The 15,989-nt window shown below is 63.2% G+C and carries 11 protein-coding genes; 2 read left to right on the top strand and 9 right to left on the bottom strand.

Going from position 1 to position 15,989, the window contains the following annotated elements; genetic code table 11:
- Window positions 1-2: 2 nt before the first annotated feature.
- The 6 genes from CO656_RS15610 to CO656_RS15635 form a co-directional block, all read right to left on the bottom strand.
- Entirely contained in the window at window positions 3-623 is a 621-nt protein-coding gene (locus tag CO656_RS15610) for a hypothetical protein (protein WP_037413263.1), read from the bottom strand.
- A 132-nt stretch (window positions 624-755) separates the two neighbouring features.
- Window positions 756-3,665 carry an isoleucine--tRNA ligase gene (ileS, locus tag CO656_RS15615; RefSeq protein ID WP_097526389.1) on the bottom strand — a complete coding sequence of 970 codons (2,910 nt, stop codon included), beginning with the start codon at window positions 3,663-3,665 and terminating at the stop codon, window positions 756-758.
- Window positions 3,666-3,936: 271 nt separating this feature from the next.
- Window positions 3,937-4,920, bottom strand: coding sequence for a bifunctional riboflavin kinase/FAD synthetase (locus CO656_RS15620; protein WP_097526335.1), 984 nt, complete (start codon window positions 4,918-4,920; stop codon window positions 3,937-3,939).
- A gap of 13 nt (window positions 4,921-4,933) precedes the next feature.
- On the bottom strand, window positions 4,934-5,782 hold the full coding sequence (locus CO656_RS15625; protein WP_097526336.1) for a TIGR01459 family HAD-type hydrolase: 849 nt from the start codon (window positions 5,780-5,782) through the stop codon (window positions 4,934-4,936).
- Between the two features lie 118 nt (window positions 5,783-5,900).
- Window positions 5,901-7,259 (bottom strand): chromate efflux transporter, encoded by a 1,359-nt coding sequence (chrA, locus tag CO656_RS15630; RefSeq protein ID WP_097526337.1) that lies wholly within the window; start codon window positions 7,257-7,259, stop codon window positions 5,901-5,903.
- Entirely contained in the window at window positions 7,256-8,083 is an 828-nt protein-coding gene (locus CO656_RS15635) for a sulfurtransferase/chromate resistance protein (protein WP_097526338.1), read from the bottom strand. The genes chrA and CO656_RS15635 overlap by 4 nt, the downstream gene beginning before the upstream one ends.
- 265 nt (window positions 8,084-8,348) lie before the next feature.
- Here CO656_RS15635 and groES point away from each other — a divergent pair, with 265 nt between their 5' ends.
- Window positions 8,349-8,645, top strand: a complete 297-nt coding sequence (groES, locus tag CO656_RS15640) for a co-chaperone GroES (RefSeq protein WP_012706990.1) — start codon at window positions 8,349-8,351, stop codon at window positions 8,643-8,645.
- Between the two features lie 74 nt (window positions 8,646-8,719).
- Window positions 8,720-10,357: a chaperonin GroEL gene (gene groL, locus CO656_RS15645; protein ID WP_037413255.1), complete on the top strand. Its 1,638-nt coding sequence runs from the start codon at window positions 8,720-8,722 to the stop codon at window positions 10,355-10,357.
- A 457-nt stretch (window positions 10,358-10,814) separates the two neighbouring features.
- Here groL and CO656_RS15655 read toward each other — a convergent pair whose 3' ends face one another.
- From CO656_RS15655 to CO656_RS15665, 3 genes are all read right to left on the bottom strand, one after another.
- Complete coding sequence (locus tag CO656_RS15655) at window positions 10,815-13,610, bottom strand: EAL domain-containing protein (protein WP_097526339.1); 2,796 nt, start codon at window positions 13,608-13,610, stop codon at window positions 10,815-10,817.
- 268 nt (window positions 13,611-13,878) lie between these two features.
- Window positions 13,879-15,096, bottom strand: coding sequence for an FAD-dependent oxidoreductase (locus CO656_RS15660; protein WP_097526390.1), 1,218 nt, complete (start codon window positions 15,094-15,096; stop codon window positions 13,879-13,881).
- Window positions 15,097-15,218: 122 nt separating this feature from the next.
- Window positions 15,219-15,926, bottom strand: a complete 708-nt coding sequence (locus tag CO656_RS15665; RefSeq protein ID WP_037413252.1) for a glutathione binding-like protein — start codon at window positions 15,924-15,926, stop codon at window positions 15,219-15,221.
- Window positions 15,927-15,989: the final 63 nt, after the last annotated feature.

Consider the following 15,989-nt stretch of genomic DNA (forward strand, 5'->3'; position numbering starts at 1 on the left):
GCTTAGAACGGCCAGTACCACTTGCTGCCACTGTTGGCGACTTGCGCCGCCTTCTTGCGCCGGCGCTCCTTGTCCTTCTCCGGCTCGCCGAGATCCGTTTCCGAGGCCTCGGGCAGCCGGCGATACTCGAGCGGCGGGTCGCTCAGGAAACGGCGCTTGTCGGAATAGGCGCCCATCTCGATCTTGCGGGCCTCGCGATAGGCCGCCTGCTGCTCCTTGGCAGAAAGACGGCGGCCGTTGGCGCTTGCCTTGGCAAGCGGCGAGACGTAGTTCGGATTGTTCTTGTTGGCGTCGGCCTCTTCGCGCAGGCGCTCGCGCACCTCCTCGGGGGACTCGACCCACTCGGGATTGGTTTCGCGACTTGCGAGCGACTGCTGCGGCTGGATGAGCGAAGCCTGCTCTCCCTGCGGCGGCAACACAAGGCCGGCGCGCGGCTGGTACTTGACCGGATCCTTTTTCGGCGGCGCCAGGCTGATGGCGCTGCCGAGATCGTCGACGAGCTGTTCGCCGGCCGTCTTGTCCGTGCCGTAGGTCGGGCCGCCGATGCAGCCGGAAAGCGCCAGGCTCCCCGCCACGACAGCAGCAATGCTCGCAGACACCCGCAACGCTCGCGTCATTTCCATAAAGTTCCCTTAAGCCCCGCCGCACCGCGCCCGCCGCGGCCATTAAACGCCCCCATGGCGGAAAAATCCGCCAAATTTCGGGCAGGTTGTACCGGATGAATGCGCCAAGCGCAATTCACCCGGGACGTTCCATCACGCTTTGAAGCCAAGTTCCCTCAGTGCGGCGGCGTCGCGGGCCGACACTTCCGGATAGAGCGGATCGGAGCCGACATCCGTGGTGATCCGCCAGGAGCGAGCGCATTTGCGGCCTTCGGCCAGCCTCGGCACGACGCTGACCTTCGCCACTTCCGGCAAGGTAAACGCGCCTTCCGGCCCCTCGGCGTCGTCGATCCCGATCGCCGAGGTGATGCAGATCTCGGCAAAATCCTGGCCTTCGAGGGCGGCCTTCAGATCCGGATCGGCGACGTGGACGAGCGGAGCGGCTTCCAGGGAGGAGCCGATGCGCTTGTCCTTGCGCTCGATCTCGAGCGCGCCGGTGACGACCTTGCGCACTTCGCGGATCTTCCGCCATTTCTCGGCCAGCGCATCGTTGCGCCATTCCGCCGGCACAGGCGGGAATTGCTCGAGATGCACCGAGAGGGCTTCCGGGTTACGGGAAAGCCAGGCTTCCTCGGCGGTGAAGGGCAGCATCGGCGCGAGCCAGGTCACCAGGCAATCGAACAGCGTGCGGATGACGTGCAGCGCGGCGCGGCGGCGGAGCGACGAAGGCGCATCGCAGTAGAGCGCGTCCTTGCGGATATCGAAATAGAAGGCCGAAAGTTCGACATTCGAGAAATCGATCAGCGCGCGGGCGATCCGCTTGAAGTCGAAGGCGTCGTAGCCTTCGCGCACCAGCCGGTCGAGTTCGGCAAGGCGATGCAGCATCAGCTGCTCGAGCTCCGGCATCTCGGCAAGCGCGATCACTTCGCCCTTGTCGTGGGCGAGCGTGCCGAGCATCCAGCGGACGGTGTTCCTGAGCTTGCGGTAGGCATCGATGTTCGTCTGGATGATCGTCTTGCCGAGGCGCTGGTCTTCCCAGTAGTCGGTGGTCATCACCCACAGGCGCAGGATGTCGGCGCCGGCATCCTTCATCACTTCCTGCGGCGTGACCGTGTTGCCCTTCGACTTCGACATCTTCTCGCCCTTCTCGTCCATGGTGAAGCCATGGGTGACAACGGCGTTGTAGGGCGCGCGGCCGCGGGTCGCGCAGCTTTCCAGCAGCGAGGAGTGGAACCAGCCGCGGTGCTGGTCGGAACCCTCGAGATAGACATCGGCCGGCCATTTCAGATCTGTACGGTCTTCGAGCGTGAAGGTGTGGGTCGAGCCGGAATCGAACCACACGTCGAGGATGTCCATAACCTGGTTCCAGCGGGCATGGTCGTGGTCGTTTCCGAGGAAGCGTTCCTTCGCTCCCTCAGCGAACCAGGCATCGGCCCCTTCCTTCTCAAAAGCCTCGAGGATCCGCGCATTGACGGCGTCGTCGACGAGGATTTCACCCTGCTCATCGGCGAAGACCGCGATCGGCACGCCCCAGGCGCGCTGGCGCGACAGAACCCAGTCCGGGCGCTGCTCGATCATGGCGCGCAGGCGGTTCTGGCCGGCGCCCGGGACGAAACGGGTTTCGTCGATGGCGTTGAGCGCCCGCGAGCGCAGCGTCGTGCCGTCGCCGAAGTCCTTGTCCATATAGACGAACCATTGCGGCGTGTTGCGGAAGATGACCGGCTTCTTCGACCGCCAGGAATGCGGATAGGAATGCTTCAGGCGTCCGCGGGCAAAGAGCGCATGGCGGGCGATGAGCGCCTTGATGACGCGATCGTTGGCGTCGCCCTTCTTGCCCTTGTCGTCGATGACGCGACCGGCGCCGCCTTCGGCGTCCGGACCGAAGCCAGGCGCATCGGCGGTGAAATAACCGGCATCGTCGACGGTGAAGGGGATCGCAGAGGAGATGCCGCGCGCTTCGAGTGACCGGGCGCCGTCCATCCAGGCATCAAAGTCCTCGCGGCCGTGCCCGGGCGCGGTGTGGACGAAGCCGGTGCCGGCATCGTCGGTGACGTGTTCGCCGTCGAGCAGCGGCACCTTGAAGGCGTATCCACCGCCGAGGCCGTGCAGCGGGTGCAAGCAGGTGACTGCCGCAAGCTCCTCGGCTTCGATGTCGCGGATGAAGCGGAAGGTGACCTTCGCCTTGGCGGCCGATTCCTCCGCGAGGCGCTTGGCGAAGATCAGCTTTTCGCCCGGCTGCGGACCGTAGTCGTTTTCGGCCGTCGCGACTTCATAGAGGCCATAGGCATAGCGCGACGAATAGGCGACCGCCCGGTTGCCGGGAATCGTCCAGGGCGTCGTCGTCCAGATGACGACAAAGGCGCCGGCAAGCGCATCCGGGCCCTCTGTCACCGGGAACTTCACCCAGATCATGTCGCTTTCGACGTCGGCATATTCGACTTCGGCCTCGGCGAGCGCGGTGCGTTCGACAACCGACCACATCACCGGCTTCGAGCCGCGATAGAGCTGGCCGGCCCGTGCGATTTTCATCAATTCGCCGGCGATACGCGCTTCTGCATGGAAGTTCATCGTCGTGTAGGGATTGTCGAAGTCGCCTTCAATGCCGAGGCGCTTGAATTCCTCGGTCTGCACCTGGATCCAGCCGCTGGCGAAGTCACGGCATTCCTTGCGGAACTCGTTGACCGGGACGTCGTCCTTGTTGCGGCCCTTCTCGCGATATTTCTCCTCGATTTTCCATTCGATCGGCAGGCCGTGGCAGTCCCAGCCCGGGACGTAATTGGCGTCGAAGCCGCGCATCTGGAACGAGCGGTTGATGACATCCTTGAGGATCTTGTTGAGCGCATGGCCGATATGGATGTTGCCGTTCGCATAGGGCGGGCCGTCATGCAGCACGAACTTGTCGCGGCCGGCAGCGGAGGCGCGAAGCTTCTTGTAGAGCTCCATCTTCTGCCAGCGGGCAACGAATTCCGGCTCCTTCTGCGGGAGGCCGGCGCGCATCGGAAATTCGGTCTGCGGCAGGTAGAGCGTCGAGGAGTAGTCGATCTTTTCAGCGGTCTCTGTCATGGTCTTTTGCATTCGTCTTTTCCGCGCGGATTGTCACGCAGGCGGAAGGGTTCGGTCTCTCGAAGATGACTGGAAGGGCGTGAAACGCCGAAATCCCGGACCTCCCGGCACGCTCTAGCGCGCGCGGAAAGCCGGGCCAATAATTCGCTGATCGATGGTCAATCGACGATGCCTAATCATAATGGCCGGTTGTTTAAGGCGTTTTCGCCCTTTTGAAAAGGTCCGCGAGCGCAGCAGGGCGCGATTCTTTAGGCCCGGTGCACCCGCCGCTTCAGACGAAATTGATATGGCGGTCGATGTCGCTCAAGGGCCGCACGCCGGAAAGAAGGGCGCGCGCCTCCTTCTCGTCCTCCCTCATCCGCACCATCAGGGGCTCGAGCCCGTCGAACTTCACTTCGTCGCGAAGGTGGCCGAAAAAGGAGACGGCGCAGACCTCGCCGTAAAGGTCGCCGGAGAAGTCGAACACGAAGGTCTCCAGCAGCGCTTCACCGTCGCTGTCGACGGTCGGGCGGCGGCCGAAGCTTGCAACCCCGTCGTAAAGCGAACCATCCCAGCGGCGGAACCGCACCGCATAAATGCCGCTCCTGAGTTCGACTTCGGCCGGCAGGCGCATGTTGGCGGTCGGATAGCCGAGCGTGCGCCCGAGCTTCTTGCCGCCGATCACCTCCGCTTCGACCGTGTAGCGGTAGCCGAGCAGGCCGGCGGCATGCGCGACGTCGCCTTCGGCAAGCAAGGAACGGATGAAGCTCGAGGAAATGACCGCGGCGTTCTCGTCGCGGAAGGCATCGACCAGCGTCACGCCGAAGCCTTCCTGGGCGCCCGCCGCCATCAGGAAGGCCGGGCCGCCCTCGCGTCCCTTGCCGAAATGAAAATCGAAACCGGTGACGACGTGCGATGCGTGCAGCCATTCGCGGAGAATGCGATGGATAAAATCGGACGCCGAAAGCTCGGAGAAGGTCCGGTCGAAGGGATATTCGATCACCGCGCCGAAACCCATCCCCTCGAGGATGCGAGCCTTCAGCGGCGCAGGCGTCAGGCGGAAGACGGGCTGGTCGGGCCGGAAGACGGTGCGCGGATGCGGTTCGAAGGTCAGCACAAGGCCGGGAACGCCCCTGCCCTTTGCCTCGTCGAGCGCGCGGTTCAGCACCGACTGATGACCCCGGTGGACGCCGTCGAAATTGCCGATCGCGATCACGCCGCCGTGGAGGCGCTCGGGAAGCGGATCACGGGTCTCGTTGCGATGAAAAACCGTCATTGCCGTCTCCCTGTCAGGCGAGCCGGGGCATCCAGCACTTCGGCGTCGCCCCTTCCTTTTTCAGGAAGGCGGCAAGCTTCGCCTCGTCGGTGCGGCTTTCGTGCATGTATTCCAACGCGTGGATGCCGGCGCTGATATAGAGCAAATCGAAACCGGCGTCCTGCGCCCCCTTCACGTCGGTCGGCATGCCGTCGCCCACGGCGATGACCCGCGCGAGATCGAAGGCACCTCTCACCACCTTCGCTTCGGACAGCGCGGCACGGTAGATCGCCTTGTAGGGCTTGCCGGCAATGCGCGCCTCGCCGCCGAGTTCCTCGTAGAGCTTGGCGATTGCGCCCGCACAGGGGATCAGCCGATGGCCGCGTTCCACGACGAGATCGGGATTGGCACAGATGAACGGGATTTTCCGTTTGGCAAGCCCGCTCAGCGTGGCGCGGTAGTGTTCGGGGGTTTCGGTCTCGTCGTCGTAGAAGCCAGCGCAGACGATCGTCTCGGCCTCTTCCGCCGAAACGATCTCGGTGCCCAATCCTTCGAGCAAGGGCAGATCGCGATCGGCGCCGATGAAGAAAATCCGCTTCTCGGCCGAGGCGATCAATGCCCGCGTGACGTCGCCAGAGGTGACGATCCGGTCATAGGCTTCATCGGGAACGCCGAGGCCGCGGATCTGCACCTTGACACTCGGATGCGGCCGCGGCGAATTGGTGATGAGGACGACCGTCACCCCTTGAGCGCGTGCCTCGGCAAGCGCCTCGCAGGCGGAGGCGAAGGCCTGAACGCCGTTGTGAAGCACGCCCCAGACATCGCAAAGCACCACGTCGTATCGGCTGGCGATTTCCCGAAAACTGTTGATCCTGACGGCCATCCTGGCTTCCTGCAAACTCGGCTTCCCGGCTGACATCGCAAGGAAGGACCAAGAATACAAGCCTCGCCTACAGAAAAACGCCGCAGTTCCCAAGATAGGCGGCGACAAATGCCGCCAATCAGACAAGCATCAGCAACCAGCCGGCCACCGCACAGATCGCGAGCGTCTGGAAAATGCCGCGCTTCCACCAGAAAAGCGAAACGGCCGCAATGACGGTCAAGAAAAGAGCAGCAGGGTGAAGCGTCGCCGGATCCGGATAGGGAAGCGAGAGCGGGCCGCTCTCCAATCGCTCGACGCGACCAAAGAGGACATGAAGGCCGAACCAGACGGCGAGGTTGAGGATAACGCCGGCGACCGCCGCCGAGATCGCCGACAGGGCACCGGAGAGCGCCGCATTGGCGCGCAGCCGCTCGACATAGGGCGCGCCGAGAAAGATCCAGAGAAAGCACGGAACGAAGGTCACCCAAGTCGCAAGCGTCGCGCCAAGCACGCCCGACGTCAGCGCATCGACACCGATCGGCGCACGGTACGCCCCCATGAAGCCGACGAAGGCGAGCACAAGCACCAGCGGCCCCGGCGTCGTCTCCGCCAGCGCCAGGCCATCGACCATCTCCCCGGGGCGCAGCCAGTGATAGGTCTCGACCGCCTGCTGTGCGACATAGGCAAGAACGGCATAGGCGCCGCCGAAAGTGACGACCGCCATCTGCGAAAAGAAGAGGCCGATGTCTGTGTAGACATTCGGTCCGCCGACGATGGCCGCGATCAGGAGGAAGGGCGCCAGCCAGAGGGCGCCCCATACGGCAATGACTGCCGCCGCCCTCCCCCAGCTTGGCTTTCCGTGGGGGTAATCGGCGCCGATAACGGAGGGAAGATCGGGAGCCTTCGCTTGATGCGCGGCCGCTCGCCGCGCCGGCGCATGGCGGGCAGCGACATAGCCCGCGATGCCGGCCGCGAGGACCACCAGCGGAAAGGGCACGGCGAAAACGAAGAGCGCCAGGAACGCCAGGATGGCGAGCCATCGATCGAAGCCGGTTTTCAGCGCCCGGCGGGAAAGCCGGATCAGCGCCTCGATGACGATCGCCAGCACCGCGGCCTTAAGGCCGAAGAAGAGGCTCGCAAGCCAATTGGTCTCCTGGAACAGGGCATAGGCGGACGAGAGGCCCAGGATGACAAAAAAGCCCGGCATCACGAAGAGCGTGCCCGCCACCACCCCGCCGCGCGTGCCGTGTAGGAGCCAGCCGATATAGGTGGCGAGTTGTTGCGCCTCTGGGCCGGGCAGCAGCATGCAATAGTTAAGCGCGTGCAGGAAGCGGCTTTCCGAGATCCAGCGGCGCTCCTCGACGAGTTCCCGGTGCATGAGCGCAATCTGTCCGGCCGGCCCGCCGAAGCTCAACAGGCCGATCCTTGCCCAGACCTTCGCGGCTTCGGCAAAGGTCGGATGGGCGGGCGGAAGGCCCGCCGATACCTGGTCGTTCACGTCCGCTTCCCCTTGCCGCCGTGCGATACCCAATCGTGCTTCTCCTCTCTCGCATCGCGCGCCCAGCGGTAGAGCGCGTCATAGAGAGTCATCCCCGCCTCGAGCTGTTCGAGGTCGCCGGCATACATTCGGGATAGGCCAAGCGATACGGCGAGAAGACCGGCCGCTTGCGGTTCCAGCTCGTGCCTGTCCGTGTCGGCACCGCGGACGATCCGGGCGACGTGCTCGAGCGCGGGAAAGGAAAGGCGGAATTCCTTGACCATCGTGTCGAAGGTGCAATCGTCGCCGCGGTGGCTCCAGAACACGCCTTCGATGTCGAACGGCGTTGCGTCGAAGCGTTCGCCGACCGCCTCGACCTCGGCCGGCGAGACGTAGAGGAACCTGGCACGCGGATCGACGAAGCGGCGGATCAGCCACGGGCAGGCGATGCGGTCGATCTTCGGCCGGGATCGCGTCACCCACACCGAGCCGCCCGAAGGGTCGGCATTCGGCAGGCTCGCCACCGGGACGAGAGGCAGACCCGCCTCGCGCCACGCTTCGAGACCGCCTTCCAATATTTCCGCAGACGCGCCGGCGTGCCGAAGCCATGCGGCAACGCCTTCGCTGAGCTTGCCGCCGTGCTTGCAGAGCGCGACGACCCACTGTCCTTTGTATTCGTCCGCCCATTTGGGCGCATCGGCGTGCGTCCGGTGGAACGAGGACGGTACGAGATGGGGATCGGCGGTGAAATCGTCCTCATCGCGAACATCGATGAGGACGGGAGCTTTCGGCGTGCCGACCAGCCGGGCAAGTTTTTCAGGAGAGATGGAGTTGAACGAGGCCATGATACGACGTCCTTGATAGCTGTTGGACGCGAAATTCCAGCATGACGCCTCGTGGGGCATTCGCTTACCCCATAGATCCATCAAACAAAAAACGGCATTTCATGTCAACGCTCGCGGCCGGCAAAAAAATCTCGAAGCCGATCCTTGACTCGTTCGGTAGCCAGCCTTATCTCGGCGGCGCTAGCACTCTTTAAGCAGGAGTGCTAACACCCATCCACCGGATCGATGAACGATCCGCAATGTCATTTGATCGAGGGATTAGACAATGGCAAGCACCAACTTCCGTCCGCTGCACGACCGCGTTGTCGTCCGCCGCGTCGAGTCTGAGGAAAAGACCAAGGGCGGCATCATCATTCCGGACACCGCGAAGGAAAAGCCGCAAGAAGGCGAAATCGTGGCTGTCGGTTCGGGTGCCCGTGACGAAAGCGGCAAGGTTGTTCCGCTCGACGTCAAGGCTGGTGACCGCGTCCTGTTCGGCAAGTGGTCCGGCACCGAAGTCAAGATCAACGGCGAAGACCTTCTGATCATGAAGGAAGCCGACATCATGGGCATCATCGGCTGATCGGCCCGCAACCCCAACTTCCGTAATTTGAAACCGGGTGCGTCCCGGAACTTCGAAACCAGGAGCTTTCAAAAATGGCAGCTAAAGAAGTCAAGTTCGGCCGTACCGCGCGCGAAAAGATGCTGCGCGGCGTCGACATCCTCGCCGATGCGGTCAAGGTGACGCTCGGCCCGAAGGGCCGCAACGTCGTTATCGACAAGTCCTTCGGCGCTCCGCGCATCACCAAGGATGGCGTTTCGGTCGCCAAGGAAATCGAACTCGAAGACAAGTTCGAGAACATGGGCGCCCAGATGGTCCGCGAAGTCGCTTCGAAGACCAACGACATCGCCGGTGACGGCACCACGACCGCAACCGTTCTCGCCCAGGCGATCGTTCGCGAAGGCGCCAAGGCCGTTGCTGCCGGCATGAACCCGATGGACCTGAAGCGCGGCATCGACCTCGCCGTCACCGAAGTCGTCAAGGACCTGCTCGCCAAAGCCAAGAAGATCAACACCTCGGCAGAAGTCGCCCAGGTCGGCACGATCTCGGCAAACGGCGAAAAGCAGATCGGCCTCGACATCGCTGAAGCGATGCAGAAGGTCGGCAACGAAGGCGTCATCACGGTTGAAGAGGCCAAGACCGCCGAGACCGAACTCGAGGTCGTCGAAGGCATGCAGTTCGACCGCGGCTACCTGTCGCCCTACTTCGTCACCAACCCGGAAAAGATGGTCGCAGACCTCGAAGACGCTTTCATTCTCCTGCACGAGAAGAAGCTCTCCAATCTTCAGGCGATGCTCCCGGTTCTCGAAGCCGTCGTTCAGACCGGCAAGCCGCTCCTCATCATCGCTGAAGACGTCGAAGGCGAAGCTCTTGCAACGCTCGTCGTCAACAAGCTGCGTGGCGGCCTGAAGATCGCTGCCGTCAAGGCTCCGGGCTTCGGCGACCGCCGCAAGGCCATGCTCGAAGACATCGCCATCCTGACGGGCGGCACGGTGATCTCCGAAGACCTTGGCATCAAGCTCGAAAACGTCACGCTCGACATGCTCGGCCGTGCGAAGAAGGTCTCGATCTCCAAGGAAAACACGACGATCGTCGACGGCGCCGGCCAGAAGGTCGACATCGAAGGCCGCGTTGCCCAGATCAAGGCCCAGATCGAAGAAACCACTTCCGACTACGACCGTGAGAAGCTGCAGGAGCGCCTTGCCAAGCTCGCTGGCGGCGTTGCCGTTATTCGCGTCGGCGGTGCGACGGAAGTCGAAGTGAAGGAAAAGAAGGACCGCATCGACGACGCCCTCAACGCGACGCGCGCTGCCGTTCAGGAAGGCATCGTACCGGGTGGCGGTGTTGCCCTGCTGCGCTCTTCCGTCAAGATCACCGTCAAGGGTGAAAACGACGATCAGGACGCCGGTATCAACATCGTTCGTCGCGCTCTGCAGGCTCCGGCCCGCCAGATCGCGGAGAACGCTGGCGATGAAGCCTCGATCGTTGTCGGCAAGATCCTCGAGAAGAACACCGACGACTTCGGCTACAACGCTCAGACCGGCGAGTATGGCGACATGATCGCCATGGGCATCATCGACCCGGTCAAGGTCGTCCGCACCGCTCTCCAGGACGCAGCCTCGGTTGCGGGCCTGCTCGTCACCACCGAAGCCATGATCGCCGAGCTGCCGAAGAAGGACGCTCCGGCCATGCCGGGCGGCATGGGCGGAATGGGCGGCATGGACATGATGTGATAAGGCGAAAGCCTTAGCGCAGGTGATCCATCCGGATCGGAAGGGCGGCTCTCGAGCCGCCCTTTTTGCTTTTCAGGATTTCGTCGGCGAGGATTCCTTCATGCCATTCGCCTCGCTGGGCAAGCGCCGCCGGGCACCACCGGGCGTTCACACTCGGCGGCAAGCCGACGACTTCATGCCAGCGCCGCGCCTCTTGTGGAATCGTTGCTACGGTCGGAGGCACCCCCTCTGCCCTGCCGGGCATCTCCCCCACAAGGGTGGAGATCGGCAAGTGGCAATGTCCCGCCATCAAATATCCTTACATGGACTTTGCAGGTCCCTTTATTTCGGCATAGGCACGCTGGGCGTGGGGCAGAACGGCGTTTTCCAGCCAATCTCCCTCCTTGTGGGGGAGATGCCCGGCAGGGCAGAAGGGGTATCAATCCCACTCTCCCGCTTTCGCCGTTTGCCGAACGCGTCAGGCGGCCTCGGTCCTGACCCCAACGACGGAACCGATCGGCGCCGGCCGCCCGAGGAGATAGCCCTGCGCCTCGTCGCAGCCTTCGGCAATGAGAATGTCGAGCTGCTTCTGGGTTTCCACCCCTTCGGCGAGCACCGGTACCTGGAGGCTGTGGCCGAGGGCGAGGATGGCGCGAATAATCGCCTTTGCCTGGGGGCTGCCTTCGACCTCGGACATGAAGCTCTTGTCGAGCTTGATCTTGTCGAAGGGGAACGACCGCAATGTCTCTAGCGAGGAGTAACCCGTGCCGAAATCGTCGATGGCGATCGTCACGCCAAGCGCCTTGATCTCGCGCAGCGTCAACAGCGCGCGCTGCTTGTCGTCGATAATCGTCGATTCGGTAATCTCGAGCTCGAGCCGTTTCGGGTCGAGCCCGGTTTCGACGAGGATCGCATGGACGAGGCTGACGACGTCGCCATTTGCCAGCTGCACCGGCGAGAGGTTCACGGCGATCTTGTGCTGGCTGTCCCAGGTCGCCGCTTCACGGCAGGCCTCGCGCAACACCCATTCGCCGATCGGCAGAATGGCGCCGCATTCCTCGGCGAGCGGGATGAATTCGCCTGGCGATACCATGCCGCGTTCCGGATGGTTCCAGCGCAGCAGCACTTCGTAGCCGATCACCTCTCCGCTCGTCACTGATTTCTGCACCTGGTAGTGCAGTGCCAGCTGGTTCTTCTCAACCGCTTCCCAGAGATCGTTCGCCAGCGCCCGGCGGCCGCGTGCAGCCTCGTCCATCGAGACCTCGTAGAAGCAGATCGTCTGATTGAGCGCCGCCTTCGCCCGATACATCGCGAGGTCGGCGTTGTTGATCAGCGTGTCGGCGGTTTCCGCATCCTGCGGGTAGATGGCCACACCCATGCTGCCGCCGGATTTCAGCTCGAAATCGCCGAAGCGCATCTCCTCATGCAGGCACCGCTCGATCCGCCGCAGGAAGTCATTGAGTTCAGACAGGTCTTCGAAGCGCTTGACCGCAGCGAACTCGTCTCCGCCGAAGCGGGCGACGAATTCGCCCTCTTGCAGGTGTTCCTTCATCCGCTGCGCGATCGTCACCAGTACGAAGTCGCCAGCCGCATGTCCGTGCAGGTCGTTGACTTCCTTGAACTTGTCGAGATCGATGCCGACGACCGCCACCTTGCGCGAAAACCAGACGGCCGCGTCGAGTTCCTCGTCGAGATGGCTGTTGAACTGCAATCGGTTGGGCAGCCCGGTCAGGCTGTCGTGACGCGCGAGGAAGGAAATCTGCTCCTCGGAGTCGAGCCGCTCGGTGATGTCCTCATAGGTGGAGACCCAACCGCCATCGGGAAGCGTGCGGTGCTTGGACAGGATCGAGCGTCCGTTCGACAATTTTTCGACCAGGTCGCCGCCGCCCTTCGCCACGATGTCCAGCCTATGCCTCTGATAGGCCTCGTTCGCCTTCGCCTCCGCGACCACCGGATCCGCATAGGTGCGGTCAAATGCACGATTGAGGACTTCCCGGAAGGTCATGCCCTTGCCGGCCATCGATTCAGGCAGATCGAAGATCTCGAGGCAGCGCCGATTCGAAAGCAGCAGGCGGTCGGCACGATCGAAGAGACAAATGCCTTGGCTCATGTTTTCGAGCGCGATGTCGAGATTCTTGCTCACCTCGGCGATCCGATCGGCATCCTCCTTCTGCTTGGTGATGTCCTTGGCGATCTTGATGAAGCCGGCGTGCTCGCCGTCCTCGCCGATGATCGGGTCGATCACCACATGCGCCCAGAAGCGGGTGCCATCCTTCCGGTAGCGCCAGCCCTCGGTTTCATATTTCCCGGCGTCAAGGGCGATGCGCAAGGCGCGCCCCGGCAGGTTCGCCGCACGATCCTCGGGCGAGTAGAAGCAGGAGAAGTTTTTGCCGATGATCTCCTCGGCGGAATATCCCTTGTTGGCCTCGGCGCCGGCATTCCAGCTTGCCACGCGTCCGTCGACATCGAGCATGTAGATGGCATAGTCCCTGACGCTGCGCACGAAGCGGGAAAACTCCTTCTCCGATGTGGTGGCGAGGATCTCCGCCTGGCGTGCGAAGCCGGCGGCGATCAGCACGGCGGATAGAAGAAAGAAGGCGGTTCCGGCAAGGACGAAGGCCAAGAGATGCGGCTGGATCATGCCTTCCGGGGTTTGGGTCGTCGCGAACTCGACTTCGATCGTAACCGCGCCCATCGCGGTGAAGTGCAGCACGACGATGCCGAGCGTCATCGCCAACGTCGCGGCCATCTGTGCCCTCAGCGACTGGTCGGCCCGGTTGATCGCAAGAAGGGCACCCATGTCGAAGAGCACGCCGGCCAAAATCGATGCGACGACGAGCATCGAATCCCAACGAATGAACCCGGGCACTTCAAGGGCGGCCATGCCGAGGAAATGCATTGAGCCCACACCGGCGCCGAGCACCAGGCCACCCAGCAGCCATGCGGGACGGCCCTTCCAATAGGAGGCGATCGCCAGAGCCGACGTCGTCAGCAAGATCGCGGCCACCAGCGACAATGCCGTCAGGCTGGCCTGGTAGCCGAGGACGACTCCCGGGTCATAGGCGAGCATGGCAATGAAATGGGTCGCCCAAATGCCGAAGCCGCTGGCAATGCCTGCGGCCGCCACCCAGATCGCCTGCGGCCTGCCCTCGGAGATTCGGGCCCGCTGAAGCAGCGTCACGGCGCCAAAGCTGGAAAGGAAGCAAACCACCGCCGCCAGTGCAACCAACCGCAAGTCATGTTCCACGACGAGGCACGAAAGAATCCTAAACATTGCAGGTCGCCCAAATACACGCATTCGCCCGCTCGGCGCCTGTGTTCCACGCCGGGTCGCTATGTGTTCGCTTTAATCCCTTTAAGGAAGGATGAAATTTACCGGGACCACCGCCGCTTTCGAAGCGAACATTGCTGAGTTGCGTTAATGAATCGCCAAGCTACCGCAAGCTTATCGTAGGAGGTGCGCGCCATTCGAGGAGCGGCAAAGACACGTGGAGTCGTTCCGCGAACGGTACGTTCATGGCAAGGAGATCGCCCTTGCGCCGCTATGCGAGCAAGGATTTGAGATCGACCTGCGGATCGGCCAGTAGGGCCCGATTGGGCGTTACGCCCGCTTCGAGCAGCTTCTTGCCCGTCACGTAGGCCTTCGCGTCGTTGATGGCATCGACGGCGATCAACTTGCCCTGGCGGAAATACCAGACGGAGACGCTGCCCTCGCGCTGGCCCGGGCGAACCAGGGTTTCGTCGTGGCCAAGCCCGAAGCCGGCGATCTGCAGCTTGACGTCGTACTGGTCCGACCAGAACCAAGGCTTCGGATCATAGGGCTCGGAACCGCCGGCGAGAACGGCTGCGATCGCTTCCGCCTGGTCGACGGCGTTCTGGACCGATTCGAGACGAATGCGCATGTCCTGCCAGGGCAAGACGGCGCAGTCACCGATCGCGAAGATCGCCGGGTCGGATGTCCGGCCGTGGCTGTCGACGAGGATGCCGTTCGCGGTTTCGAGGCCGGCATCATGGGCCAGGGCGTCATTCGCCGCCACGCCGATGCCGACGATCACCAGGTCGGCCGGAATGACCGAGCCGTCGGAGAGCTCCGCCGCGGACACGCGCCCGTCTTCGCCGATCAGCCGGTGAAGGCCCATGCGCTCGCGGACTTCGACCCCATGCGAGCGATGGATCTCGCGGACGACCGCAGAGGTCGCGGCCGAAGCGACGCGCTGCAGGATGCGGTCCGCCATTTCTATGACTGTGACCTCCAGCCCGCATGTACGGGCGACCGCCGCCGCCTCCAGGCCGATATAGCCCCCGCCGATCACCAATACCCGCCGCCCCGGCTGCATCTCCCCGGCGAGCCGGTCGGCGTCCTGGAAATCGCGCACCACGTGCACGCCTTCGAGATCGCCGCCAATCGAAGCGGGCAAGCGGCGCGGCGTGGCACCGGTTGCAAAGGCCAGCGTTTCATAGGGGAGCCTCGAGCCGTCGCTGAGCGTGACTTCCTTCGTCTTGCGGTCGACCCGCGTCACCAGCGTCGACAGGCGAATGTCGATTTCGTGCTCCGCATACCAGGCCTCCGGCCGATAGAGCAGCCGGTCGAGAGTCATTTCGCGCAGCAGGTATTTCTTGGAAAGCGGCGGCCGCTGATAGGGCAGGCTCGACTCGGCGGCGACGACAGTAATCGAACGCATGTCCTGCAGGGCGCGAAGCTTGGCAATCAAGGCGAAAGCGGCCTGACCGCCACCCACAACAACAAGTCTTCCCGACACCATCTCCACCCGTCTCAACGATCAATTCTTCGAGCCGCGGAAGCCGCACAGGCTTCCGCATTGGCTCGCTAACCCGTAACCCTCCGGCCCGAGTCCAGTCAACTCGAGCCGAAAAGGCGACGCTATTCCTTGCGCGGAATTTCCATGCCCTTCTGCGCAGCCGGACGCGCCAGGCCGCGGTCGACCCAGGCCATGACATTCGGGAAGCTCTTGTACTCAAGCACTTCGGCGCCGCCATAGAACTTGCGCGCGCCTTCGACCCAGGGATAGGTGGCGATGTCCGCAATGGTGTATTCGTCGCCCATCAGCCACTCACGGCCCTCGAGCCGCGTTTCGAGAACGCCGAGCAGGCGCTTTGCCTCGTCGCGATAGCGCTCGACCGGATAGGAATTGTCGGCGACCTTCTCGGCGGCGAACTTAAAGAAGTGGCCGAACTGGCCGAGCATCGGCCCGATGCCGCCCATCTGGAACATCACCCAGCAGAGCGTCTCGTAGCGCCCGGCCGCATCGGCCGGAATGAGCTTGCCGGCCTTTTCCGCGAGATAGATGAGGATCGCGCCGGATTCGAAGAGACCGATCGGTTTGCCGTCCGGTCCGTTCGGATCGATGATCGCCGGGATGCGTCCGTTCGGGTTGAGTGACAGGAATTCGGGCGACTTCTGCTCGTTCGCGTCGAAAGCAATACGATGCGCCTCATAGGGCAGCCCGAGTTCTTCCAGAGCAATCGAGATCTTCACGCCGTTCGGCGTCGGCAGCGAATAGAGCTGGATGATGTCGGGATTCTTCGCCGGCCAGCGGCTTGTGATCGGGAAGGAGGAAAGATCAGCCATGAGGTGCCTTGAGGTGGGATGGAAAGTTAAGGTGGTCTGCCGCCCCTAGATAGGTCGCGCTGG

The organism is Sinorhizobium sp. FG01 (assembly GCF_002531875.1).
GTDB lineage: Bacteria > Pseudomonadota > Alphaproteobacteria > Rhizobiales > Rhizobiaceae > Sinorhizobium > Sinorhizobium fredii_C.

What these genes read in the sequence shown, in the direction of transcription:
- CO656_RS15625 (WP_097526336.1), bottom strand. Translation starts at nt 5,782, where the DNA reads ATGGCCGTCAGGATCAACAGTTTTCGGGAAATCGCCAGCCGATACGAC.
- CO656_RS15635 (WP_097526338.1), bottom strand. Translation starts at nt 8,083, where the DNA reads ATGGCCTCGTTCAACTCCATCTCTCCTGAAAAACTTGCCCGGCTGGTC.
- ileS (WP_097526389.1), bottom strand. Translation starts at nt 3,665, where the DNA reads ATGACAGAGACCGCTGAAAAGATCGACTACTCCTCGACGCTCTACCTG.
- CO656_RS15665 (WP_037413252.1), bottom strand. Translation starts at nt 15,926, where the DNA reads ATGGCTGATCTTTCCTCCTTCCCGATCACAAGCCGCTGGCCGGCGAAG.
- CO656_RS15620 (WP_097526335.1), bottom strand. Translation starts at nt 4,920, where the DNA reads ATGACGGTTTTTCATCGCAACGAGACCCGTGATCCGCTTCCCGAGCGC.
- CO656_RS15655 (WP_097526339.1), bottom strand. Translation starts at nt 13,610, where the DNA reads ATGTTTAGGATTCTTTCGTGCCTCGTCGTGGAACATGACTTGCGGTTG.
- groL (WP_037413255.1), top strand. Translation starts at nt 8,720, where the DNA reads ATGGCAGCTAAAGAAGTCAAGTTCGGCCGTACCGCGCGCGAAAAGATG.
- groES (WP_012706990.1), top strand. Translation starts at nt 8,349, where the DNA reads ATGGCAAGCACCAACTTCCGTCCGCTGCACGACCGCGTTGTCGTCCGC.
- CO656_RS15610 (WP_037413263.1), bottom strand. Translation starts at nt 623, where the DNA reads ATGGAAATGACGCGAGCGTTGCGGGTGTCTGCGAGCATTGCTGCTGTC.